The 22491-nt window shown below is 70.9% G+C and carries 19 protein-coding genes and 1 tRNA gene; 13 read left to right on the forward strand and 7 right to left on the reverse strand.

All coding sequences use genetic code 11. The features are described 5' to 3' along the window. Positions 1 to 64 precede the first annotated feature (64 nt). The 6 genes from ACFRAL_RS03665 (at position 65) to ACFRAL_RS03690 (ending at position 5632) form a co-directional block, all read left to right on the forward strand. Complete coding sequence (locus ACFRAL_RS03665) at positions 65 to 1420, forward strand: glutamine synthetase family protein (RefSeq protein WP_378879838.1); 1356 nt, start codon at positions 65 to 67, stop codon at positions 1418 to 1420. After that, positions 1401 to 2168: a gamma-glutamyl-gamma-aminobutyrate hydrolase family protein gene (locus tag ACFRAL_RS03670; RefSeq protein WP_378879841.1), complete on the forward strand. Its 768-nt coding sequence runs from the start codon at positions 1401 to 1403 to the stop codon at positions 2166 to 2168. The genes ACFRAL_RS03665 and ACFRAL_RS03670 overlap by 20 nt, the downstream gene beginning before the upstream one ends. Continuing rightward, a complete protein-coding gene (locus ACFRAL_RS03675; protein WP_378879844.1) occupies positions 2165 to 3523 on the forward strand; it encodes an aldehyde dehydrogenase family protein in 1359 nt (452 codons plus the stop codon). The genes ACFRAL_RS03670 and ACFRAL_RS03675 overlap by 4 nt, the downstream gene beginning before the upstream one ends. Positions 3524 to 3534: 11 nt before the next feature. Beyond that, positions 3535 to 4308: a 3-oxoacyl-ACP reductase gene (locus tag ACFRAL_RS03680; RefSeq protein WP_378879847.1), complete on the forward strand. Its 774-nt coding sequence runs from the start codon at positions 3535 to 3537 to the stop codon at positions 4306 to 4308. Between the two features lie 127 nt (positions 4309 to 4435). Then, entirely contained in the window at positions 4436 to 5152 is a 717-nt protein-coding gene (locus tag ACFRAL_RS03685) for a GntR family transcriptional regulator (RefSeq protein ID WP_336393750.1), read from the forward strand. A 69-nt stretch (positions 5153 to 5221) separates the two neighbouring features. Next, complete coding sequence (locus ACFRAL_RS03690; protein ID WP_336393749.1) at positions 5222 to 5632, forward strand: dehydrogenase; 411 nt, start codon at positions 5222 to 5224, stop codon at positions 5630 to 5632. Between the two features lie 494 nt (positions 5633 to 6126). On the opposite strand, the gene radA is transcribed toward ACFRAL_RS03690, so the two are convergent. The 3 genes from radA to ACFRAL_RS03705 form a co-directional block, all read right to left on the reverse strand. After that, a complete protein-coding gene (gene radA, locus ACFRAL_RS03695; protein ID WP_378879851.1) occupies positions 6127 to 7497 on the reverse strand; it encodes a DNA repair protein RadA in 1371 nt (456 codons plus the stop codon). Between the two features lie 54 nt (positions 7498 to 7551). Then, a complete protein-coding gene (locus ACFRAL_RS03700) occupies positions 7552 to 8505 on the reverse strand; it encodes an L-lactate dehydrogenase (protein WP_378879853.1) in 954 nt (317 codons plus the stop codon). A gap of 109 nt (positions 8506 to 8614) precedes the next feature. Next, positions 8615 to 9982 (reverse strand): MFS transporter, encoded by a 1368-nt coding sequence (locus ACFRAL_RS03705; RefSeq protein ID WP_378880230.1) that lies wholly within the window; start codon positions 9980 to 9982, stop codon positions 8615 to 8617. Positions 9983 to 10156: 174 nt separating this feature from the next. On the opposite strand from ACFRAL_RS03705, the gene ACFRAL_RS03710 reads away from it, so the two are divergent. Then, complete coding sequence (locus tag ACFRAL_RS03710) at positions 10157 to 11011, forward strand: class II glutamine amidotransferase (RefSeq protein WP_378879855.1); 855 nt, start codon at positions 10157 to 10159, stop codon at positions 11009 to 11011. Positions 11012 to 11095: 84 nt separating this feature from the next. Next, a tRNA-Ser gene (locus ACFRAL_RS03715) sits at positions 11096 to 11186 on the forward strand. 127 nt (positions 11187 to 11313) lie between these two features. Here the strand turns inward: ACFRAL_RS03715 and ACFRAL_RS03720 are convergent. Beyond that, positions 11314 to 13137, reverse strand: a complete 1824-nt coding sequence (locus ACFRAL_RS03720) for a SulP family inorganic anion transporter (RefSeq protein WP_378879857.1) — start codon at positions 13135 to 13137, stop codon at positions 11314 to 11316. Positions 13138 to 13318: 181 nt separating this feature from the next. On the opposite strand from ACFRAL_RS03720, the gene ACFRAL_RS03725 reads away from it, so the two are divergent. The 5 genes from ACFRAL_RS03725 to ACFRAL_RS03745 are packed head-to-tail and all read left to right on the forward strand — an operon-like array spanning position 13319 to position 18771. Next, complete coding sequence (locus ACFRAL_RS03725) at positions 13319 to 14302, forward strand: sugar phosphate isomerase/epimerase family protein (RefSeq protein ID WP_378879859.1); 984 nt, start codon at positions 13319 to 13321, stop codon at positions 14300 to 14302. After that, a complete protein-coding gene (locus ACFRAL_RS03730) occupies positions 14299 to 16029 on the forward strand; it encodes a dihydroxyacetone kinase family protein (RefSeq protein WP_378879862.1) in 1731 nt (576 codons plus the stop codon). The genes ACFRAL_RS03725 and ACFRAL_RS03730 overlap by 4 nt, the downstream gene beginning before the upstream one ends. Continuing rightward, positions 16026 to 16538 carry a ribose-5-phosphate isomerase gene (locus tag ACFRAL_RS03735; protein WP_336393722.1) on the forward strand — a complete coding sequence of 171 codons (513 nt, stop codon included), beginning with the start codon at positions 16026 to 16028 and terminating at the stop codon, positions 16536 to 16538. The genes ACFRAL_RS03730 and ACFRAL_RS03735 overlap by 4 nt, the downstream gene beginning before the upstream one ends. Beyond that, on the forward strand, positions 16535 to 17503 hold the full coding sequence (locus ACFRAL_RS03740; RefSeq protein WP_378879864.1) for a 3-hydroxyacyl-CoA dehydrogenase family protein: 969 nt from the start codon (positions 16535 to 16537) through the stop codon (positions 17501 to 17503). Before ACFRAL_RS03735 ends, ACFRAL_RS03740 begins: the two co-directional genes overlap by 4 nt. Continuing rightward, a complete protein-coding gene (locus tag ACFRAL_RS03745) occupies positions 17500 to 18771 on the forward strand; it encodes a D-arabinono-1,4-lactone oxidase (RefSeq protein WP_378879867.1) in 1272 nt (423 codons plus the stop codon). Before ACFRAL_RS03740 ends, ACFRAL_RS03745 begins: the two co-directional genes overlap by 4 nt. A gap of 33 nt (positions 18772 to 18804) precedes the next feature. Here ACFRAL_RS03745 and ACFRAL_RS03750 read toward each other — a convergent pair whose 3' ends face one another. The 3 genes from ACFRAL_RS03750 to ACFRAL_RS03760 form a co-directional block, all read right to left on the reverse strand. Beyond that, positions 18805 to 20319, reverse strand: coding sequence for an alanine/glycine:cation symporter family protein (locus ACFRAL_RS03750; RefSeq protein ID WP_378879870.1), 1515 nt, complete (start codon positions 20317 to 20319; stop codon positions 18805 to 18807). A gap of 80 nt (positions 20320 to 20399) precedes the next feature. Then, positions 20400 to 21101 carry a potassium channel family protein gene (locus ACFRAL_RS03755; RefSeq protein WP_378879872.1) on the reverse strand — a complete coding sequence of 234 codons (702 nt, stop codon included), beginning with the start codon at positions 21099 to 21101 and terminating at the stop codon, positions 20400 to 20402. Next, positions 21094 to 22461, reverse strand: a complete 1368-nt coding sequence (locus tag ACFRAL_RS03760) for a TrkH family potassium uptake protein (protein WP_378880233.1) — start codon at positions 22459 to 22461, stop codon at positions 21094 to 21096. Before ACFRAL_RS03760 ends, ACFRAL_RS03755 begins: the two co-directional genes overlap by 8 nt. Positions 22462 to 22491: the final 30 nt, after the last annotated feature.

Here is a 22491-nt window from a genome sequence, read left to right on the forward strand (position 1 = left end):
CGTGCCCGCGGCCGGGCATGGTCGCGTGCGCGACTGGTCGCACGTCGGGACTTGAGGAGGACGGATGCCGGGCAACCTCACCGTCGAGCAGTTGAACGACCGGATCGCGAGCGGCGACATCGACACGGTGGTGGTCGCCTTCGCCGACGCGCAGGGGCGGCTGGTGGGCAAGCGCGTCTCAGCGCGGCTGTTCCAGGAGGAGGTGCTCCCCCACGGGGCGGAGGCCTGCAACTACCTGCTGTCCGTCGACGTCGACATGAACACCGTCGACGGCTACGCGATGTCGAGCTGGGAGACCGGCTACGGCGACATGATGCTGCGCCCCGACCCGTCGACGCTGCGCCTCATTCCGTGGCTGCCGGGCTCGGCGCTGGTGATGGCCGACCTCACCTGGGAGGGTGGCGACCCGGTCGTGCAGTCGCCGCGCGACATCCTCGACCGCCAACGGCAGCGCCTCGCCGACCGCGGCCTCGTCGCCTACTCCGGCACCGAGCTGGAGTTCATCATCTTCGACGACACGTACCGCGATGCCTGGGCCAAGGGCTACCGCGGCCTCACGCCTGCGACCGACTACAACGTCGACTACGACCTGCTCGCCTCGGGCCGCCTGGAGCCGCTGCTGCGCGACATCCGCCTGTCGATGGACGGGGCCGGGCTCTACACCGAGGGCGTCAAGGGGGAGTGCAACCTCGGTCAGCAGGAGATCGCCTTCCGCTACGCCGAGGTGCTCGAGACCGCCGACCAGCACGCCATCTACAAGAACGGCGCCAAGGCCATCGCCGAGCACCACGGCAAGGCGCTGACGTTCATGGCCAAGTTCGACGAGCGCGAGGGCAACAGCTGCCACATCCACCTGTCGGTGCGCTCGGAGGCGGGAGAGCCCGTCATGGCCGGCGACGGGAGGCACGGCTTCAGTCCGCTGATGGAGCACTGGATCGCCGGCATCCTGGCCACCCTGCGCGAGTTCACGCTGCTCTACGCGCCCAACATCAACTCGTACAAGCGGTTCGCGAAGGGCTCGTTCGCCCCCACCGGGATCGCGTGGGGCCTCGACAACCGCACCTGCGCGCTGCGCGTGATCGGCCACGGCTCCTCGCTGCGGGTGGAGAACCGGGTCCCGGGCGGCGACGTGAACCCGTACCTCGGCATCGCGGCGATCATCGCGGGCGGCCTGCACGGCATCGAGCACGAGCTGCCGATGCCCGACGCGCTCACCGGCAACGCGTACACGTCCGGGGTCGACCACCTTCCGACGACGCTGCGCGAGGCCGCGCAGCTGTTCGACCAGTCGGCCATCGCGCGCGCCGCCTTCGGCGATGACATGGTCGAGCACTATCTGAACCAGGCGCGCATCGAGGTCGAGGCCTACGACGCCGCCGTGACCGACTGGGAGAGGGTGCGTGGCTTCGAACGCCTCTGAGAACCCCGTGATCGGCCTGACGACGTATCTCGAGCAGGCCACGCAGGGGGTGTGGGACGTGCGCGCGGCGTTCCTGCCGCAGGTGTACTTCGACTCGGTGACCGCCTCGGGTGGAATCGCGGTCCTGCTGCCGCCGCAGCACAGCAGCGCGACCGGCGTGCGTGTGGAAGACGCCGCCGAAGCCGTCCTGGACGGCCTCGACGGTCTCATCCTGACCGGCGGCCTCGACGTCCAGCCCGAGCTGTACGGCGCGGAGCGGCATCCGACCACCGACCCGGCGCGTCCGGACCGTGACGCGTGGGAGCTCGCGCTGTTCCGCGGGGCCGAAGCGCGACGGATGCCGGTGCTCGCGATCTGCCGCGGCCTCCAGCTGGTCAACGTCGCCCGCGGCGGGACGCTGCACCAGCACCTCCCGGAGGTGCTGGGCACCGAGCGGTACCGCGTCGGCGGCGGCGTCTTCGCCACCAACGAGGTGCACGTCGACGACGGCACGCGGCTCTCGGCGCTCGTCGGCGCGGGACCGATGGACGTCCACAGCTACCACCACCAGGGCATCGACCGGCTCGGCGACGGCCTCGTGGTCACCGCGCGCACCGATGACGGGCTGGTCCAGGCGTTCGAGTCGGACGGCGACGGCTACGTCCTGGGGGTGCAGTGGCATCCCGAGCAGAACCAGGAGGACCGCCGGCTGTTCGCGGGGCTCGTGGCCGAGGCATCCGTCTACGCGTCCCGGGAGGTCCACGCATGAGTGGGACGTTCACGCTCGTCAACCCCGCGACCGGGCAGCCGATCCGCGAGATCGCCCGTGCCGACGAGGCGCAGACGGATGCCGCGATCGCGCGTGCCGTCGCCGCCCAGCGTTCGTGGGCGTCGCTGCCGCCCGTGGCGCGGGCCGACGCGCTGCGTGCGTTCGCTCGCACGGTGGAGGCCCATGTCGAGGAGCTCGCGCAGCTCGAAGTGCTGAATTCGGGGCATCCGATCGGTTCGGCGCGGTGGGAGGCGTCGCACGTCGCGCAGGTGCTGAACTTCTACGCCGGCGCGCCCGAGCGGCTCTCGGGCCAGCAGATCCCGGTCGCCGGGGGACTCGACGTGACGTTCCACGAGCCGTACGGCGTCGTCGGCATCATCGTGCCCTGGAACTTCCCGATGACGATCGCGTCGTGGGGGTTCGCCCCCGCGCTCGCCGCCGGGAACGCCGTGGTGCTCAAGCCCGCCGAGCTCACCCCGCTGACCGCGATCCGCCTCGGCGAGCTCGCGCTCGAGGCGGGGCTTCCGGCGGGGCTGTTCGAGGTGGTCACCGGCTCGGGCTCCGTGGTCGGTCAGCGCTTCGTGTCGCACCCGGACGTGCGCAAGGTGGTCTTCACCGGGTCGACGTCCGTCGGCGTCGAGGTCGCGGCCGGCTGCGCGCGCGAGCTGAAGCCGGTCACCCTCGAGCTCGGCGGCAAGAGCGCCAACATCGTGTTCGCCGACGCCGATCTCGAGAAGGCGGCCGCCAGCGCGCCGGGCGCGGTGTTCGACAATGCCGGCCAGGACTGCTGCGCCCGCAGCCGCATCCTCGTCGAGCACTCCGCGTACGACCGGTTCCTCGAGCTGCTCGAGCCCGCGGTGAAGGCGTGGCGCGTGGGCGACCCGGGTGACGAGCGCACCGACATGGGGCCGCTGATCTCGGCATCCCACCGCTCCACCGTCGAAGGCTTCCTCGACGGCGCGGACGTCGCCTTCCGCGGGTCGGCGCCCGACGGCGACGGCTTCTGGTTCGCCCCGGCCGTCGTGCTCGCCGATCGCGGGGACCGCATCGCGCGCGAGGAGGTCTTCGGACCGGTGGTCGCGGTGCTGCCGTTCGACGACGAGGCCGACGCCGTGCGGCTCGCCAACGACACCATCTACGGGCTCGCCGGCTCGATCTGGACCGAGAACCTCGGCCGCGCCGTGCGCGTCTCGCGCGGGGTCAAGAGCGGCGTGCTGTCGGTCAACTCGCACTCCTCGGTGCGGTACTGGACGCCGTTCGGCGGCATGAAGGCGTCGGGCCTCGGCCGTGAACTCGGCCCCGACGCCGCCGAGCACTTCACCGAGACCAAGAACGTCTTCTTCGCGACGGACTGAGAGGGAACAGCATGGATCTGACGGCGAGGCTCAAGGACCGGGTCGCCATCATCACCGGCGGCGCGTCGGGCATCGGCCTGGCGACGGCGCGCCGGTTCGCGGCCGAGGGCGCGCGCATCGTGATCGCGGATCTCGATCCCGAGTCCGGCGAGGCCGCCGCCGCTGAGGTGGACGGCGTCTTCCGCGGGGTGAACGTCGCTGACGAGGCCCAGGTGAACACCGTCTTCGACGGCGTGGCCGCGGAGTTCGGCGGCATCGACATCGCCTTCAACAACGCCGGCATCTCACCGGCCGACGACGACTCGATCGAGACGACCGAGCTGCCCGCGTGGGACCGCGTGCAGGACGTCAACCTCAAGAGCGTCTACCTGTGCTCGCGTGCGGCCCTGCGGCACATGGTGCCGGCGGGCAGGGGCTCGATCATCAACACCGCGTCGTTCGTCGCGCTGCTGGGATCGGCCACGTCGCAGATCTCGTACACCGCCTCGAAGGGCGGCGTGCTGGCCCTGACCCGCGAGCTCGGCGTGCAGTTCGCGCGTCAGGGGATCCGCGTGAACGCGCTGTGCCCGGGACCGGTGAACACCCCGCTGCTGCAGGAGCTCTTCGCGAAGGACCCCGAGCGCGCGCAGCGCCGCCTCGTCCACGTGCCGATGGGCCGGTTCGCCGAGCCGGAGGAGCTCGCCGCCGCCGTCGCGTTCCTCGCCTCGGACGACGCCTCGTTCATCACAGCGACCGCGTTCGTCGTCGACGGCGGCATCACCAACGCCTACGTGACGCCGCTGTGAGGACCCTTCCGATGCCTTGCCCGTACCGTGTGCAGGACCGACCGCCCGAACCGAGGCGGAACTCGGCGTGTCGCGCGGGTTCGGCGGGATCCGTCCTGCGAACGGTACGGCGGAGAGGCGAGGGGCTGTGACCGACCCGCCGCTGCACGAGGTGCGCAAGGCCGTGTACCGGCCGGTGCGCGAGGGCAACGCCCTCGAGGACACGGTCGCGCGCATCGCGCAGACCATCCGGCTCGGCGTGGTGGCCCCCGGGGAGTCGCTGCCGTCGGAGCGTGAGCTCGCCGTTCTCTACGCCGTCAGCCGCGACACCGTCCGCGAGGCGATCCGCGAGCTCGCCGACACCGGCTATCTCGTGCGACGGCGCGGCCGCTACGGCGGCACGTTCGTCGCCGACCCCCTTCCGCAGCCCCCGCACCCGCGGGACGTGACCGCCGCCGAGTTCGAGGACGTCCTCGGGCTCCGGCGCGTGCTCGAGGCCGGCGCAGCCCGCGCCGCCGCCGGCCGGACGCTCGACGCGTCGGCGCGCGACGTGCTGTGGGCGAGGTACGAGGCCGTGGCCGAGGCATCCGCCACGGACTACCGCAGGCTCGACACGCTGCTGCACTTGACGATCGCCGAGCTCGCCGGCATTCCGTCGCTCGTCGCGCTCGCCGCCGAGAACCGCGCGAAGGTCAACGAGTGGCTCGACACCTTCCCGCTGCTTCCGCGCAACATCGAGCACTCCAACGCCCAGCACGAGCACATCGTGACCGCCATCCTCGCGGGGAGAGCGGATGCCGCGGAGGCGGCGATCCTCGAACACCTCGCCGGCTCGGAGGCCCTGCTGCGGGGCTTCCTCGCCTGAGGGTTCCTGCTCCGGTGGCCGCTGGGGCGGCGGAGGGAAGGCCGTCCAGGCCGAAGCTACGCTGGAGGGGTGGCAGGCAAGAAGCGGGCGAAGAAGGCGAAGGAGCCGCTGGAGTTCCGCAACACCCAGCTGAGCGATGCGCTCCAGACGCAGGACATGGCGGCGGTCGCGTTCGCGCTGCGCCATGGCCCCACCGTCGTCCCGCTCATGCGTCCGGGGCAGCGCGACAACCCGCTCGACGTCGGCGAGGTGTGGACGTACCGCGACCCCGACACCGGCGACGTGGCCCTGCTGCTGTTCAGCGATGCCGCGCACAAGCCCGCGAGCCTGCCGCCCGGCGTCGCGCTGCAGTCGCCGGCGTGGCTGCGCGCGTTCCTCGGCGCGCACGAGGCCGAGATCACCACGGTCTTCTTCGACATCGCCGGACCCCACCCGCTGCAGGCCTCACCCGCCGACCTCATCGCCGCGCTCGACGCCTGACGCGCCCAGCACCCAGCGTCCCCGGGTTTGGGGCGCGTCGCGCCCGTCTGGGGCGTGCCCCGTGCGCCCCGAACGACAGCGGTGCGCCCCAAACCCCCGGTGATCCGCCGGGTGGGTGCCCGCGCGACAGCGCCGAGCTTCATCGGGCTTGGGGCGCGTCGCGCCCGTCTGGGGCGCGCCCCGTGCGCCCCGAACGACCGCGGTGCGCCCCAAACCCCCGGTGATCCGCCGGGGGACGCGCCCGCGCGACAGCAGACGGCAGCTCCGGGGGAGGGGTTTGCGTCGACGGGGATGAGCGGGCAGACTCGCCGGGTGGAATTCCTGCTCGTCGGAATCGTGTGCGCGGCCGGACTGGTGATCCCCATCGTGCTCGGGTACGCCGACCCTGGGCGTCGACGCCGGCCCCGGGGTCGCTGAGGGGACCGGCCGCACGCCGCGGGACCCGAGGACGTCTTCGCCCGGCAGGCTCCAGCGCTGAGGGGACCGGCCGAGCCTCAGAACTCGGGGACGTCTTCGCCCGGCCGGCCCTTGGACCGCGTCCGCACGTCGCTGACGGCGCCACCCAGCGAGCCCGAGCGGTGGTCGATCACGTCTCGGTACCCGAGACGCGCGCCTTCGCTGCGCCGTTGCGTCGCCTGGGTGACGGGCCGCACCTCGCCCGCCAGGCTCAGCTCGCCGACCACGGCGATATGGCGGGGAATCGTCCATCCTTCGACCGCGCTGGCCACGGCGAGCGCGATCGCGAGGTCGGCCGCCGGTTCGGCGAATCTCACTCCGCCGACCGTCGAGACGTACACGTCCTGATCCGAGGTCTTGATCTTCATCCGCTTCTCGAGCACCGCCAGCACGGTCGCCACGCGCGCGGCGTCGACCCCGTTCACGATGCGCCGCGGGTTGCCCGACTTGCTGTCGATCGTCAGCGCCTGCACCTCGACGGGCAGCGCGCGCCGGCCCTCCAAGGCGATCGAGACGCACGTGCCGGGCTCGGTGCTGCCGTGGCCGAGGAACAGGGCGCTGGGGTCGGGGACCTCGGCGATGCCCGCGCCGGTCATGTCGAAGCATCCGACCTCGTCCGTCGGGCCGAAGCGGTTCTTGAGCGCGCGCACGAACCGCAGCGACGTCTGCCGGTCGCCCTCGAACTGGCACACGACGTCGACCAGGTGCTCCAGGATGCGGGGCCCCGCGATCGAGCCGTCCTTGGTGACGTGGCCCACGATGATCGTGGGGATCCCGCGCTCCTTCGCGACCCGGATGAGCGTCGCCGCCACCTCGCGCACCTGCGACGGATGCCCCGCCATGCCCTCGGACAGGGCCGACGACACCGTCTGCACGGAGTCGACGATCAGCAGGTCGGGGGCGACGTCGTCGACGTGGCCGAGGATGGTCGCAAGGTCGGTCTCGCTCGCGAGGTACAGCTCGTCGTGGAGCGCGCCGGTGCGCTCGGCGCGCAGGCGCACCTGAGCCGTCGACTCCTCCGCGCTCGCGTAGAGCACGCGGCGCCCTTCGCGGGCGGACTGCGCCGCCACCTCGAGAAGCAGCGTCGACTTGCCGACGCCCGGCTCGCCGGAGAGCAGGATCGCCGCACCCGGAACGAGGCCGCCGCCGAGCACCCGGTCGAACTCACCGACCCCGGTCGTGCGGCGCGGCGCGTCTGACGTGTCGATGCGGGTGATGGGCTGCGCGGCGCGGGCCGCGCCGGGCGAGACCGGTGTGATCGAGCGGAGGATGCCGGTCTGCTCGGCCGCCTCGACGACGGTGCCCCACTGCTGGCATTCGCCGCATCGCCCCACCCACTTGATCGTCGTCCAGCCGCATTCGGTGCAGCGGTAGGGCGCGGTCTGCGTCGGGCGTCGGGCTGCGGGCATGGGCCCAGCGTAGGCGCCCGCGGGGACATCGCCGGCGCGCGTGGCCGGGGTTCGTCAGGCGCGCAGCGAGTCGGCCACCTTCTTGAGCGCATCGGCGGACGCGTGGAACAGCTCGAGCTCGCGGTCGTCGAACCTCGTCTCGCGGATCGGGACCGCACCGGTCGCGCTCACCACCGACGGCACCGACAGGGCCACCCCGTCGACGCCGTGGAAACGGCTCAGCACCGTCGACACGGGCATGACCGCGCGCTCGTCGTTGAGGATCGCCTCGATGATGCGGGCGCTGGACAGGCCGATGGCGTAGTTCGTCGCACCCTTGCCCTGGATGACCTTGTAGGCGGCGTCGCGGACGTCGACGGCGATGCGGTCGAGCTCTTCGACGGTCATGCGATCGCCTCGAGGGGTGACCCAATCCAGGATCGGCACGGTGCCGATCGTCGCCTTGGACCACAGCGGGAACTCGGTGTCGCCGTGCTCGCCGACGATGTAGGCGTGCACGCTCGAGGTGGAGACGCCGGCGCGCTCGGCGAGCTTCCACCGCAGGCGCGAGGTGTCGAGCACCGTGCCGGAGGCGAAGATGCGCTCGGGCGGCAGGCCGGTGTCCTCCTGCGCGAGCACGGTGAGCACGTCGCACGGATTGGTGACGATGACATAGATCGCGTTCGGGGCCGCCTCGAGCAGCTGCGGCATCATCTTCTGCATGATCCCGGCGTTCACGCCGGCGAGTTCGATGCGGGTCTGCCCCGGGTGCTGCTTGGCGCCGGCCGTGATGACCACGACGTGCGAGCCCTCGACGACCGACAGGTCGCTGCCGCCGACGATGTCGCTCGAGCCGGTGAACTGCGTCCCGTGGGCGAGGTCGAGCACCTCGGCCTCGACCTTCTCGGTCGCGATGTCGTAGAGCGCGACGTGCCGCGCGGACCCCCGGATCAGCGCCGCGTACGCCGCGCTGGACCCCACGCTGCCGGCTCCGACGATGGTGACTTTCGAGTTCTCGATCACAGCCATGCCGCCAGTCTGGCAGTGCGGGACGCGGTGCGGCCAGCGCCGGTGGCCGTGAGTATGGCGACGGCGAGCGGATGCCGCGGCCCGGCCGGGTCGCGGCATCCGTCGCCCGTCACGCGGGCGGTGTGTCGGCGGCGGTCTCGGGATTGCGGATGCCGAGGAACGAGGTGATCCCGCCCGCGATCATGAGAGCGGCCGTGACGATCGCCGCGCGGTGGAAGCCGTCGAGGTCGAGCGCGCCGCCGACGATCGTGGCGAGCAGGGCGATCGCGATGAGGCCTGCGACGCGGGCGACGGCGTTGTTGACCGCGGATGCGATGCCGGAGCGCTCCGGTCCGATCGAGCCCAGGATCGCCGACGTCAGCGGCGCCACCGTGAGCGCCAGTCCCGCGCCCAGGACGACCATGCTCGGAAGCACCTGCCACCAGTAGGAGAAGTCCGTGCTCACGGTGAGCAGGAGCAGGGCGCCGGCGCCCATCGTGATCGGGCCGACGGTCATGAACAAGCGCGGACCCCACCGGCCGCTGAGCGTGCCCACGCGGGAGCTGAAGAGGATGAGGAGGATCGTCGTGGGCAGGCTCGCGAGCCCCGCGAGCGTGGCGGAGAGGCCGGCGCCCTCTTGCAGGTAGACCACCACGACCATGCCGTTGAGGGCGAGGGCGCCGTAGATGAACGTCGTCGCGATGTTGCCCGCCGAGAAGTTGCGGACCCGGAAGAGGTCCAGCGGCAGGATCGGGCTGCGCACCCGCCGCTGGCGCAGGATGAACAGCGCGAACAGCACTGCGCCGAGCAGCAGCGGCACCCAGATAGCGGGAGACGACCAGCCCAGGTGGGGCTGCTCGATGAGCGCGTAGACCATGCCGCCGAGGCCGAGGGTGCACAGGGCGGCGCCGAGCCAGTCGATCGAGGCATCCGGCTGTCGGGTGTCACGGAAGCCGCCCCGCGCGAGCAGCACCAGCGTCGCGCCGATCGGGAACACGTTGATGAGGAACGCCAGCCGCCACGACGCCAGGTCGACCAGGAGGCCTCCGATGAGGGGGCCGACGATCATCGCCGAGGTCGTCATCGCCGTCCAGATGCCGATGGCGCGGCCCTGCGCCCCGCCGGAGAAGTTCGACGTGATGAGCGCGAGCGAGCTCGGCACGAGGAACGCGCCCGCGGCACCCTGCACCGCTCGCGCGACGATCAGGAACTCGGCCGTCGGCGCGGCCGCGATCGCGAGGGATGCCACGCCGAAGCCGATGAGCCCGATGCGGAGCACCAGCACGCGACCGTAGGCGTCGCTCACGGACCCCGCGACCAGGATCAGCGCGCCCAGAGTGATGAGGTAGGCGTCGACGACCCACTGCTGCGTCCGGAGGCCGCCGCCGAGCTCGTCGCTGATGGCGGGGAGGGCGACGTTGACGATGGTGCCGTCGAGGAAGGCCACGAAGGATCCGAGGATCGCGATCCACAGCACGAACCGCTGCGTCGTCGACATCGGATCGGTGACGGTCTGCTCGGCCCCGGATTGCTCGTGCGTCACGACCCCCACGCTAGACCCGCCCGGCGACACGGCGGCCGGTCCGCGCGACCCCGTGTGCGCGGGGGCTCGGCGCCGTACGATGACGACAGCACCACCCGGTGCCGCTTCGAACCTCGCGCGGGAGCTGCGATGTGCCGATGGCTGGCCTACACGGGGGAGCCGCTGCGGCCGGCCGCCCTCGTCCTCGACGCGCAGCACTCGGTGGTGGCGATGTCGCAGAATTCGCCGCTCGGAGCCGAGACCGTCAACGGCGACGGCTTCGGCTTCGGCTGGTACCCGCAGGACACCGGAGGGACGGGTGCCGCCAGCCCGAGGCATCCGTTCGTCTTCCGCAGCATCGAGCCGGCGTGGAACGATCAGAACCTCCGCGAGATCACCCGCGCCGTCCTCAGCCCGCTTTTCTTCGCGCATGTGCGCGCGGCCGCGGGACCGCCCATCCAGCAGACGAACTGCCACCCGTTCCGCCACGACGAGTGGCTCTTCATGCACAACGGCGCGATCTCGGGATTCGGCCTCATCAAGCGCGACCTCACGCTCGCCGTCGACCCCGCGCTGTACCCGCTCATACAGGGGACGACGGACTCCGAGGTGCTGTTCCACCTCGCCCTGACGTACGGACTCGCCGACGACCCGATCACGGCCGTCGGTGCGGCCATCCGCCGCGTGGAGGAGCTCGGCCGTGCGGCCGGCGTGCCGTTCCCGATGCAGGGCACGCTCGCGGTCTCGGACGGGACGACGCTGTGGGCGTTCCGCTATTCGTCGCAGGGGCGCTCGCGGACGCTCTTCCACTCGGCGGACATCCCCACGCTGCGCGCGATGTACCCCGACGCCGAGCGCCTGTCGCTCTTCGGCGACCACGCGCAGGTCGTCGTGTCCGAACCGCTCAACGATGTGCCGGGCATCTTCCACGAGGTCGGCGAGTCCACCGTCGCGGTGCTCGACCCCGACGGGTACCACCACCGGGCGTTCCTCGACGCCGCCTGACGATGTGGCGGCGGGCGGCGGGCGGCGAGCGCGGCGGCCAGGACCGATTCGCGGCATCCGTCCGCGTGTCGTAAGCTTGTCGGCGGTGACGTGTCCGAGCGGCCGAAGGTGCAACTCTCGAAAAGTTGTGTAGGGTAACCCCCTACCGTGGGTTCAAATCCCACCGTCACCGCCAGTTTGGGCCAGATCGACGTCCTTCTCGGACGGTCTCGATCTGGCCCATTCCTCGTAGCGGGATGACACGAGCTGGAACCACCACGCCACAGGGCCTGAACAGTTGGACTCACTCGAAGCGTCACGCGTCAGAGTCCGCTTCCACGGGTCTCGTCGCCTGCGCTCTGGGACAGTTGCGCCCCGACGGCCCGATGGACGTTGCCGTGGACGTGGTCAGTGCCGATCCGATCGATGATGCCCTGGGCCTCGAGTACGTCGCGTACGCGGGGCTTGACTCGCGCCAGCCGCATCGTGACGCCCTCCGCTTCGGCCAGGTCGACGAGCTCGGTGAGTTTGGCTGCCCCCTGCGAATCCACGAAGGCGACGCCTTCCAGATCGATCACCAGCGCGGTGAGGAGCGGGTCCCCGGAGATGACCTTGCGGATGCGTTCATCGAACGCTTCGGCGGTTGCGAAGAACAGGCCGCCGTCCAGACGTATCACGGCGATACCGGCGATGGTCTCATCGGCGGGGTTGAGGTCGATGTCGCGGAAGACCTGGGTGCCGGGCTCACGGCCGAGCAGGGGCATGGCGGGCCGTGTCGAGACGTAGATGAGCCACCCGAGCGACAGTGCGATCCCGATGACGATCCCGAAGAGCACGCCCGCGGACAGCACGCCCACGACGGCCGCCACCGCGATCCAGAAGTCGAATCTGGACACGCGCCGCAGCCGGGAGAACTCCTTGAGGTCGATCATCCCGAACACGACCGCGTCGATGATGATGGAGGCCAGCACGGCCTTCGGCAGCTCTGAGAAGACAGGTGCGAGGAAGAGCAGCGTCAGGATCACCAGCGTTCCGGTGGTGAGCGACGCCACGGGTGTGCGCGCACCTGCGGATTCGTTGAGCGAACTGGCCGACAGACTCGTCGAGACCGGCATCCCTTGGACGAGGCCGGCGCCGACGTTGGCCATACCCTGGGCCACCGCCTCCTGATTCACATCGATGCGGTAACGGTGCCGGGTCGCGAAGGATCTGGCGTCGCCTGCCGTCTGAGAGAACCCGATCAGCAGCAGCGCCAATGCCGCGATGATGATTTCCGGGACGTTCCCCAGGACGATGTCGAGGTCCGGCAATTGCGGGACGGGCAGCCCGCTCGGCACGTCGCCGACCAGCGTCACTCCTCGCTCGCCCAGGTTGAGCAGCGCGGATGCGAGGAGCCCGCCGACGACGAGCACCAGCGCGCCGGGGATCTTGGGCGCCCAGAAGCGCAGCGCGAGGATCACCGCGAGGGCTGCCGCGCCGACCACCAGCGTCGGGAGGTGGATGGCACCGAGCCCGACGATCCACGACGCGAACTCCCGCCACACGTTGTCGCCCTCTCCCGAGGTGCCGGTCAGCTTGGGCAGCTCTCCCACGACCACATCGATCGCGGCTCCCGCCAGGAACCCGGTGACGACGGCCTTCGAGAGGAACTGGGCGATCCATCCCATCCGGAAGAGCGCCAGGAGCAGCAACAGGATGCCGGTCACCAGCGTGATCGCCGCGACGAGCTGAGCTGCATCACCGCCGGTGACACCGGTCACGATCACCACACCCCCGGCGACCGTTGCCAACGCCGAGCTCGGACCGGTGGAGATCTGACGTGACGTGCAGAACAGCGCGTAGACGATCGCCCCGGCCGCCGCAGCGTACAGACCGTTCTGAACTGGGATGCCCGCGATCTCGGCATACCCGAGGTTCTTCGGCACGATCATCGCCACGACGGCCACTCCCGCGATGATGTCCGCGCGCAGCCATCGCCGTTCATAGCGAGGCAACCAGCGCAGGATCGGGAGAAAGCCTGCGGAGCCGCTCTTCGCGCTTGTCCGCACAGTTGCCTCCGACCATCGGCGCGTCGGGCCGGTCGCCGGCAGGGTACGAGAAGCGCCTCGCCGACACCGCCGATGTTCCCGATGCTTTCCTGACGGCATGCTACGTCCCGAGAGGACGCAGACGCACCTGTGCATGTCCCGGACCGGCGACCACGGGAGCCGAGACGGCGAGCGAGCTCTGACGGAACCCAGTTCGACGAACCGCTTTGCCATCGCTCGAAGGCACGCTAACGTTGAGAATTGTTGTTGCCTAGAACAAATCGCGAGCCAAGGATGCCTCATGACCGGCCTCACTGCGGAGAACTGGCCGATCGCGGCCGCCGCGCTTCCCTTCCCCGGCACCACCGCTGACGGACGCAGCGTCACCGACGCGGGCGCCGAGGAATGGGCGGTCACCCTGACCGAGATCGCCGATGCCGGGTTCGACCGTGTCGACATCACCGACTCGTGGCTGCGCGTCGGGGACCTGACCGCCGGCGGCCTGCGTGATCTGAAAGACGCGTCCGCGCGCGCGGGCGTCGTGCCGACGTCGATCTCGGCCATCCGGCGCAGCGTCATCGATCGCGCCGACGGCGACGCGAACCTCGCCTACAGCCATCGCACGCTCGACGCCGCCGCCGCGCTCGGAATCGAGACCGTGTCGTTCGGCCTGCACCAGGCGCTGACTCCGCAGCAGCAGGAGGAGCTCTGGTTCTGGACGGTGCAGGGCCACGTCGACGACCCCGCGGACTGGAATCTCGCGGTCAGCCGGCTGAGAGAGCTCGGCAGCCACGCCGCGGAGCTCGGCATCCTGGTCTCCCTCGAGATGTACGAGGACACCTTCCTCGGCACCGCCGACTCGGCGGTGCGCCTGGTAGAGGAGATCGGTCTCGACAATGTCGGCCTCAACCCCGACATCGGGAATCTGGTGCGACTGCATCGGCCCATCGAGTCGTGGTGGGAGCTCGTCGAGAAGACGCTGCCCTACGCCAACTTCTGGCACGTCAAGAACTACGCGCGCGACGAGGACACGGCACGCGGGACGTACTTCGCGGTGCCCGCGCCGATGCAGTACGGCCTCATCGACTACCGCCGCGCGTTCCGGTACGCGATCGCGCAGGGCTTCCAAAGCGTGATCTGCGTGGAGAACTACGGTGGCGACGGGCTGAGCGTGTGCGCCGACAACCGCGATTACCTGCGCCGGCACGTGCTCCCCAAGCGCGACGGCTACGTGCGGGGCGAGAGCAGAGTGCGTCAGCCGCGCCACGACGGAGATGCCTCGTGACCCGCATCGCCAACGACCCGGCCGAGTTCGTTCCGCAGGCCCTCGCCGGTTTCGTCGCCGCGCACGGCGACCTGGTCCGCGCCGTCGACGGCGGCGTCGTCCGCGCCGCTCCTGCACCGCGCGGCTCGGTCGCGCTCGTCGTGGGCGGCGGGTCGGGGCACTACCCCGCCTTCGCCGGCGTCGTCGGAGCCGGGATGGCGGCGGGCGCGGTGTGCGGCAACATCTTCACCTCGCCCTCGGCAGGGCAGGCCTATCGCGTCGCGAAGGCGGCGCACCGCGGCGGCGGCGTGCTCTTCAGCTTCGGCAACTACGCCGGCGACGTGCTGCACTTCGGGGAGGCGCAGGAGCGCCTGCGCGAGCAGGGCATCGACGCGCGCACGGTGCTCTGCACCGACGACATCGCCAGCGCCCCGCAGGACGAGCTGCACAAGCGCCGCGGCATCGCGGGCGACTTCGTCGTGTTCAAGATCGCCGGCGCGGCCGCCGAGCGCGGCGACTCGATCGACGACGTCGAGCGCCTCGCCCGACACGCGAACCACCGCACCCGCACGCTCGGAGTCGCCTTCAGCGGCTGCACGTTCCCGGGCGCCGACGAGCCGCTCTTCACCGTCCCGGACGGCATGATGTCGATCGGTCTCGGCATCCACGGCGAGCCCGGCATCCGCGACGTGCCGCGCGCCACGTCGGAGGACCTCGCCCGCACGCTCGTCGACGCGCTCCTCGCGGACGTCCCCGAGGAGCGCGGCGATCGCGTGGCCGTGATCGTGAACGGCCTCGGCTCGGTGAAATACGAGGAGCTCTTCGTCCTGTACGGCGACGTCGCCGCCCGGCTCGACGCGGCGGGCATCACCGTGGTGCAGCCGGAGGTGGGCGAGCTCGTGACGAGCCTCGACATGGCCGGGGCATCCGTCACCCTCTTCTGGCTCGACGACGAGCTCGAGGCGCTGTGGGCCGCGCCCGCGTACACGCCGGCCTACCGCAAGGGCTCGGTCGTCATCGCCCCCGCTGCCGACGCCGAGGACGAGGACGAGGGCGCCGCGACCGAGGCCGCGAGCAGCTCCGATGCCTCCGCGTGGTCGAAGTCCGCCGCCGCGGTCGCCCGGGCCTGCCTCGTGGCCGCACGCGACACGATCCACGAGCACGAGGCCGAGCTCGGCCGCATCGACGCGATCGCCGGGGACGGCGACCACGGCGTCGGCATGCGCACCGGCGTCGACGCGGCATGCGAGGCGGCCGACCCCGACGCGGGCCTTGCGGCGATGCTGGATGCCGCGGGCGAGGCGTGGAGCGAGAAGGCAGGGGGCACCTCCGGCGCGCTGTGGGGCGCGATGCTGCGCGCGATCGGCTCCGCGCTGGACCGCGATGGCGCCGACCCGCGCACGTCCGCCGTCGGCGCAGCGCAAGCGGCGCTGGACGCGGTGACCGCCCGCGGCGGCGCGAGCGTGGGCGACAAGACGATGGTCGACGCCCTCGATCCGTTCGCGCGAGTGCTCGCCGAGCAGATCGACGCCGGCGAGAGCCTGCCCGTCGCGCTTCAGACCGCCGCCCGGACCGCGACAGACGCCGCCGCGGCCACGTCGGCCCTTCGTCCCGCCCTCGGTCGCGCGCGCCCGCTCGCCGAGAAGAGCCTGGGGCATCCCGACGCCGGCGCGACGTCGCTCGCCCTCATCGCGACGGCGATCGCCGAGGCATCCGCACAAGAGAACCTTCGAGAGGAACAGCGATGAGCGACACCCTCCGCATCGTCGTCGGAAGCGACGATGCCGGTTACGAGTACAAGTCCGCCCTGAAGGCGCTGCTGGAGGCCGACCCCCGGGTCGCCTCGGTCGCCGACGTGGGCGTCGCGGGCGACGAGCACACCGACTACCCGCACGTCGCCGTCGAAGCCGCCCGTCGCGTGGCCGCCGGGGACGCCGACCGTGCCCTGCTCATCTGCGGCACCGGGCTCGGTGTGGCGATCTCGGCCAACAAGGTGCCGGGCATCCGCGCCGTCACCGCGCACGACAGCTACTCGGTGGAGCGCTCGGTGCTCAGCAACGACGCGCAGGTCCTGACGATGGGGCAGCGCGTCATCGGCCTCGAGCTCGCCAAGCGCCTCGTGACGGAGTGGCTCGGCTATCGGTTCGACCCATCCTCGTCGTCGGCGGCGAAGGTCGCCGCCATCGACTCCTACGACCAGCCCGGCGTCGCCGGAGACACCACCCAGAACCCGCACACCGTGGAGGCCCGCTCATGACCCGTATCGCCGTCGTCGGCAGTGGCTACATGGGTGGCGGGATGGCACAGGTCTTCGCGATGGCCGGCCACGACGTCGTGCTCTCGGACGTCACCGCCGAGATCGCGGCATCCAACCTCGATCGGGTCCGCACCGAGGCCGCGCAGTTCGAGCAGCAGGGTCTCTTCCCGGCAGGAGCCGCCGAGCTGGTCGCGCGCCACATCTCGGCCGCGCAGAGCATCGAGGAGGCCGTCGTCGACGCCGAGTTCATCGAAGAGGCGGTGCCCGAGCGGATCGAGGTCAAGCACGAGACGCTCCGGCGCATCTCGCAGGCCAACGCGCAGGCCGTCATCGGCAGCAACACCTCCACCATCTCGATCACGAAGCTCGCCGAGGCGGTGGCGAACCCGGAGCGGTTCCTCGGCGTGCACTTCTCCAACCCCGCGCCGTTCGTGCCGGGTGTCGAGCTCATCCCTCACCCGTCCACCGCCGAGAGCGCGATCGTCGTCGCCGAAGAGCTGCTGTCGCAGTGCGGCAAGGTCGGCGCGCGCGTCAAGGATGCGACCGGCTTCGTGCTGAACCGGCTGCAGTACGCCCTGTTCCACGAGGCGACGCAGCTCGTCGACGAGGGCATCGCGACGCCGGAGGACATCGATGCCATCGTCCGGTCGACCTTCGGGTTCCGGCTGCCTTTCTTCGGTCCGTTCGCCATCGCCGACATGGCGGGTCTGGACGTCTACGCGTTCTGCTACGCCTCGCTGCAGGGTGACTTCCCCGAGCGGTTCGCCACGCCCCCGATCCTCGCCGAGCGGATCGAGCGCGGCGAGCTGGGCACCAAGTCCGGTGCCGGGTTCCGCGAGATCGACCCCGCGCGCATCCCCGAGCTGGTGGCCTACCGCAACCGCGCCTACGCGAAGATGAAGGACCTCCTCGACGAGCTCGGGCCCTCGCCCTTCGAGGCGCCGGCCGATGGGGTGGCGCGATGACGACCGCTCGGCCGGACCTGACCCGCAACTGGGCATCGAACGTGGTCTACGGGCCGTCGCGGATCGTCGCACCGCGGTCCGTCGACGAGCTCGCCGAGGTGGTGCGCTCGGCCGACCGCGTGAAGGCCCTCGGCAGTCGCCACTGCTTCAACACGATCGCCGACACCGACGGTGTGCACGTCTTCCTCGGCGACCTCCCCGCCGAGGTGAGCATCGACGCCGAGCGCGGTGTCGTGCGCGCCGCGGCCGGCCTGCGGTACGGCGACATCGCGCCGGCGCTTCACCGCGAGGGATGGGCGCTGGCCAACCTCGCGTCCCTGCCGCACATCTCGCTCGCCGGAGCCGTCGCGACGGGAACGCACGGCTCGGGCGACGCCGTCGCCTCCCTTGCGGCGGCCGTCGCGGGCGTCGAGCTCATGACCGCCGACGGCGAGCTGCGCACGTTCCGGCGGGGCGACGCCGACTTCGACGGCGTCGTCGTCTCACTGGGTGCGCTCGGCATCGTGACGGCGCTCGAGCTCGATCTGGTGCCGACGTTCGAGGTCGCGCAGACCGTCTACGAGCGCCTGCCGCTGGATGCCGTGCTCGAGGACCTGGACGCGATCACCGGCCTGGGCTACAGCGTGTCGATGTTCCACACGTGGCGCGATCCCGGCACCGTCGACCAGCTGTGGGTGAAGCGTCGGGCCGATCAGGCCGGCGCACTCCCCGACGAGATCCTGGGCGCCCCGAAGGCGCCGGGCAAGCGGCATCCGCTCCCCGGCGTATCGGCCGAGAGCTGCACCGAGCAGCTCGGCGCCCCGGGGGAGTGGTACGCCCGGCTGCCGCACTTCAAGCTCGAGTTCACGCCGTCCAACGGCGAGGAGCTGCAGTCCGAGTTCCTCGTGCCCCGGCGCAACGCCATCGCGGCGATCGCGGCGATGCGCGACCTCGCCGGCCAGGTCGCGCCGCTGCTGCAGGTGTGCGAGCTGCGCACCGTCGCGAGCGACGACCTGTGGCTGTCTCCCGCGTACGAGACCGACGTCCTCGGCATCCACTTCACCTGGCAGCCCGACCAGCCCGGCGTCGAGCGGCTGCTGCCCGTCATCGAGCGTGCCCTGGAGCCCCTGGATGCGCGCCCGCACTGGGGCAAGCTCTTCACGCTCGACGGGGCGGCCGAGCGGATGCCGCGCCTCTATCGCCGCTGGGACGACTTCGCGGCGCTGCGCCGCCGCCTCGACCCGCGAGGCGTGTTCGGCAACGACTTCCTCTCGCGGCTCGGTCTCTGAGGAGCGGGTCGGACGGGGAGGCGGCCGGCACCTTCAGCGCTGGTCGCTCGACTGGTCGTGGTGCAGGTGGTCGCGGTGCTTCTCGGCCTGCCGCGTCTTGGTGACGGTGTCGATCGGACCGGTGACGGTGAGCTCGTCCTCCCAGCACTCGATGCCGGTGACGCCGGGGAGCCTGTCGCGCGTGAAGACCGGGTCGCGGCCCGCGCGCCGCTGACCGGTGTAGTCCTTGAGCAGCTTGAACGCGAGCCCGGACAGCAGGCCGATGGCGATGAGGTTCGTCAGCGCCATGAGGCCCATCACGCCGTCGGCGAAGTTCCACACGAGGTCGGCCCCCACCACGGAACCTGCCAGCACGGCGGCCACCACGAGCACCCGGTAGACGGTGAGCAGGATCGGGTTGGTCGAGATGAACTCGATGTTGGACTCGCCGTAGTAGTAGTTGCCCAGGATCGACGAGAACGCCAGCAGGAAGATGATCACGGTCAGCGCGATGTTCGACCATTCGCCCAGCGTGCCGACGAGCGCCCCCTGCGTGAGCCCGATGCCCTTGGTGGCTCCGGCGAGATCCGGCACCGACACCAGGATGATGAAGGCGGTGATGGAGCACACCAGGAACGTGTCGAAGTAGACCCCGAGGGTCTGGACGAGCCCCTGCTTGACCGGGTGCGTCACCGCGGCGCTCGCGCCGGCGTTGGGGGCGGAGCCGAGCCCGGCCTCGTTGGAGAACATGCCGCGCTTGACGCCGGTGAGGACGATGTACCCGAACGCGGCGCCGACGACCTCGTTGAATCCCCAGGCCGAGGTGAAGATCTCGGCGAAGACCGGGCCGATCCGGTCGACGTGCAGCGCGACCACGACGATGCCCAGCAGCAGGTAGGCGATCGCCATGATGGGCACCAGGAACTGGGTGACCGAGGCGATCCGGCGGACGCCTCCGAACACGACCAGCCCGGTGAGCACCGCGATCCCGAGGCCCACGCCCCACGGCAGCCAGGGGTTGTCGCCCCCGATGCTCGACGTGACCGTCGCCGAGATCGTGTTGGCCTGCAGGGAGCTGAAGGCGAACGGGAAGCAGACGATGAGGATGACCGCGAACCAGACGCCGAGCCAGCGCGCCTTCAGGCCGCGCTGCATGTAGTACGCCGGCCCGCCGCGGAAGCTGTCCTTGTCGCGCACCTTGAACAGCTGCGCGAGCGAGGACTCGATGAAGCTCGACGCCCCGCCGATGAACGCCATCACCCACATCCAGAACACGGCGCCGGGTCCACCGACGGCGATCGCGGTGCCGACCCCGGCGATGTTGCCGACGCCGACCCGTGATGCCGCCGAGATGGTGAAGGCCTGGAACGCCGAGACGGACTGCGGACCGCCGTCGGCGTTGCGGGGCGTCTTGTCGGTGAGGGTGCGGAACATCTCGGGGATGAGCCGGAACTGCACGACGCCGGAGCGGATCGTGAAATAGAGACCCAGGAGAACGACGACCGGGAGGACGACCCACGTCCAGAGGTTGTCACCCCATGTCAGCAACCACGCGTTGACGGCATCCATGCCCGTCAGTATGGCGAACTCCGCGCCGGCCGGGGGAGGCGACGCGCCCGTGCCGCGACCCCGCCGCCATGGCTTCCACGTCAGATGAGCTGAGCGAACGCCTCGGCGTCGCGCGTCTTGCCCACCACGAGGATGGTGTCGCCCGCGCGCAGGACGGTGCGGTTGTCGGCGTTGTCCCAGGGGCTGTCGCCGTGCTGGAACGCGGCGATCGTGACGCCGTGGCTGCGACGGAGCCCCGTCTCACCGAGCGGGACACCCTGGACCGACGAGGGCGCGGGCGCCTTGACCATGGCGTATCCGGGCGCGATCTCGATGAAGTCCAGCGCAGCGCCGCGCACCAGGTGCGCCACGCGGCGGCCCATGTCCTTCTCCGGGTAGATCACCTTGCCCACGCCCAGCTGTTCGAGGATCAGCCCGTGCTGGTCGTCGACGGCCTTCGCCCAGACCGCCGGGATGTTCATGGTGAGCAGGATCGAGCACGTCAGGATCGACGCCGAGATGTCGCCGCCGATCGCGACGACCACGCGATCGAACTCGTCGACGGCCAGCTGCTCCAGCGCCTCGCGCTTGGTCGAGTCGGCGCGCACGACCTGGGTGAGCTGCCCGTTGAGCGACTGCACGAGATCCTCGGAGAGGTCGATGCCCAGGACGTCCGTCCCGCCGGCCATGAGCTCGAGGGCGAGCGCGCTGCCGAACCTCCCCAAGCCGATCACGGCGACGGAGTGGGCTTCGGCGGTCCGGCGCGAACGCGCGGATCCCGAGAACGCGGGGAATCTAGCCAATGGCGGGCCTCTCCTTCGGGTATTCGTACAGGACGCGCCGCTCGCGCAGCGCGATCGCCGACCCGAGCGTGAGGGGCCCCAGCCGGCCGAGGAACATCATCACGATCAGCACGACCTGGGCAGGTTCCGACAGGGTCGGCGTGATGCCCGTCGACAGGCCCACGGTGGCGAACGCGGAGACGGTCTCGAACAGCGCCCGATCGAGGTTCTCGCCCGTCAGCAGCATGAGCGATCCGGTGCCCGCGACGACCGCGGCCACCGCGATCAGGACGACCGTGATCGCCTGCCGGTGCACCGCCCGCGACAGCCGCTTGCCGAAGATGTTCACGGCTCCTTCGCCGCGCAGCTCGGTGAGCATGATGAAGAAGAGCACCGCGAACGTCGTCACCTTGATGCCGCCCGCGGTGCCTGCAGGCCCGCCGCCGATGAACATCAGGATGTCCATGCCGAGCCACGTCTCGTCATGCATCGCGGCGATGTCGACCGAGTTGAAGCCGGCCGTGCGCGTCTGGACCGACTGGAAGAAGCCGGCCAGCACCCGCGCCCACGGATCGAGGCCTCCGAGGGTGCCGGGGTTGTCCCACTCGATCACTGTGATGTACACGGACCCTGCGGCGAGCAGGACCACCGTCGCCCACAGCACGAGCTTGGTGTTCATGGTCCAGTGCAGCGGATGCCGGAACTCCTTGCGCAGCTGCATGATGACCGGGAAGCCGAGCCCGCCGAGGATGATCGCCGCCGCGATGGGGAGGCAGATGAACGGGTCGCCCACGAAGGCCATCAGGCTGTCGCTGTAGAGGGCGAAGCCCGCGTTGTTGAACGACGAGACGGCGTGGAACACGCCGTGCCACGCGGCATCGCCGAAGGAGTAGCCGTAGCCCAGCAGGAACCGCAGGAACAGGACGACGAAGAGGGCGGCCTCGATCGTCAGCGAGATGCCGACGATTCCCCGCACCACGCCGCGCACGTCGTCGAGACCGAGGACCTTCGCCTCGGCGGCCGCATACAGCCGCGATCGCACGGAGATGCGCCGGGCGAGGACGAGCCCGATCAGCGACGCGAAGATCATGATCCCGAGGCCGCCCAGCTGGATCAGCACCAGGATCACCGCCTGGCCGAAGGGCGTCCAGAACGTCGGGGTGTCGACGACGACCAGGCCCGTCACGCACACCGCGCTCGTGGCGGTGAAGAGCGCCTCGACGGGGGTCGCCGCGCCGGGGCCGGCCTTGGCGACCGGTGTCAGCAGCAGCGCCGTTCCCGCGAGGATCGTCACGGCGAATCCGCTCGCCACGGCCTGCGCCGGGTGCAGGCGGAGCCGAGAGGCCAGCTCTCGATTGCGCACCCGGCCCGGCCGTCTCATCGCCACCCGCACACGGTACTCGCGCCGCGA

It is taken from the genome of Microbacterium sp. NPDC056736, assembly GCF_042790415.1.
Lineage (GTDB): Bacteria > Actinomycetota > Actinomycetes > Actinomycetales > Microbacteriaceae > Microbacterium.

Excerpts from the sequence above, each read along its gene's own strand:
- ACFRAL_RS03710 (WP_378879855.1), top strand. The coding sequence starts at position 10,157 with ATGTGCCGATGGCTGGCCTACACGGGGGAGCCGCTGCGGCCGGCCGCC.
- ACFRAL_RS03750 (WP_378879870.1), bottom strand. The coding sequence starts at position 20,319 with ATGGATGCCGTCAACGCGTGGTTGCTGACATGGGGTGACAACCTCTGG.
- ACFRAL_RS03740 (WP_378879864.1), top strand. The coding sequence starts at position 16,535 with ATGACCCGTATCGCCGTCGTCGGCAGTGGCTACATGGGTGGCGGGATG.
- ACFRAL_RS03675 (WP_378879844.1), top strand. The coding sequence starts at position 2,165 with ATGAGTGGGACGTTCACGCTCGTCAACCCCGCGACCGGGCAGCCGATC.
- radA (WP_378879851.1), bottom strand. The coding sequence starts at position 7,497 with ATGCCCGCAGCCCGACGCCCGACGCAGACCGCGCCCTACCGCTGCACC.
- ACFRAL_RS03725 (WP_378879859.1), top strand. The coding sequence starts at position 13,319 with ATGACCGGCCTCACTGCGGAGAACTGGCCGATCGCGGCCGCCGCGCTT.
- ACFRAL_RS03760 (WP_378880233.1), bottom strand. The coding sequence starts at position 22,461 with ATGAGACGGCCGGGCCGGGTGCGCAATCGAGAGCTGGCCTCTCGGCTC.
- ACFRAL_RS03700 (WP_378879853.1), bottom strand. The coding sequence starts at position 8,505 with ATGGCTGTGATCGAGAACTCGAAAGTCACCATCGTCGGAGCCGGCAGC.
- ACFRAL_RS03665 (WP_378879838.1), top strand. The coding sequence starts at position 65 with ATGCCGGGCAACCTCACCGTCGAGCAGTTGAACGACCGGATCGCGAGC.
- ACFRAL_RS03735 (WP_336393722.1), top strand. The coding sequence starts at position 16,026 with ATGAGCGACACCCTCCGCATCGTCGTCGGAAGCGACGATGCCGGTTAC.
- ACFRAL_RS03720 (WP_378879857.1), bottom strand. The coding sequence starts at position 13,137 with ATGCCGTCAGGAAAGCATCGGGAACATCGGCGGTGTCGGCGAGGCGCT.
- ACFRAL_RS03680 (WP_378879847.1), top strand. The coding sequence starts at position 3,535 with ATGGATCTGACGGCGAGGCTCAAGGACCGGGTCGCCATCATCACCGGC.
- ACFRAL_RS03745 (WP_378879867.1), top strand. The coding sequence starts at position 17,500 with ATGACGACCGCTCGGCCGGACCTGACCCGCAACTGGGCATCGAACGTG.
- ACFRAL_RS03705 (WP_378880230.1), bottom strand. The coding sequence starts at position 9,982 with ATGTCGACGACGCAGCGGTTCGTGCTGTGGATCGCGATCCTCGGATCC.